Raw genomic sequence first — 519 nt, forward strand, 5'->3', positions numbered from 1 at the left:
TTGCCGATCTGGGCACGGTGGTGCCGGGCCGCATGGTGGATGACGACTGCCAGATCCTGCTGCGTTTCGCGAATGGCGCGCGCGGCGCGTTGCTGGCCAGCCAGATTTCGGTGGGCGAACGCAACGGTCTGACGATCCGCATTTACGGCGAAAAGGCCGGCCTGAGCTGGCGTCAGGAACACCCCAACCAGTTGTGGCTGAGCCATGACGATGGCCGGGTGGAACTGGTGCAGGCGGGCGATCCGGGGCTGGGCGGCGCGGCGCAATGGGCCAGCCGCACGCCGGGCGGCCACCCAGAGGGCTATCTGGAGGCTTTTGCCAATCTTTACCGTGACTTTGCCAAGCTGGTGCGGGGCGAAGAGGGCGCGTTGATCCCCGGCATCGCCGATGGCTTGCGCGGCATGGCGCTGATCGAACAGGCCGTCGCGCTGTCCAAGGCAGGCGCGGGCTGGACGCGGTTCACGGTCTGAACGGGAGACGGAAAAAATGAAGACTATCAAGGGTCCGGGCATTTTCCTT

At 65.5% G+C, this 519-nt stretch carries 1 protein-coding gene; it reads left to right on the forward strand.

Annotation, left to right across the window (positions count from 1 at the left end; all coding sequences use genetic code 11):
* Nucleotides 1–470: Gfo/Idh/MocA family protein (locus GTZ99_RS17150; RefSeq protein ID WP_264960557.1), on the forward strand; the 470-nt coding region annotated here is incomplete at its 5' end.
* Nucleotides 471–519: the final 49 nt, after the last annotated feature.

It is taken from the genome of Novosphingobium ovatum (assembly GCF_009909235.1).
Lineage (GTDB): Bacteria > Pseudomonadota > Alphaproteobacteria > Sphingomonadales > Sphingomonadaceae > Novosphingobium > Novosphingobium ovatum.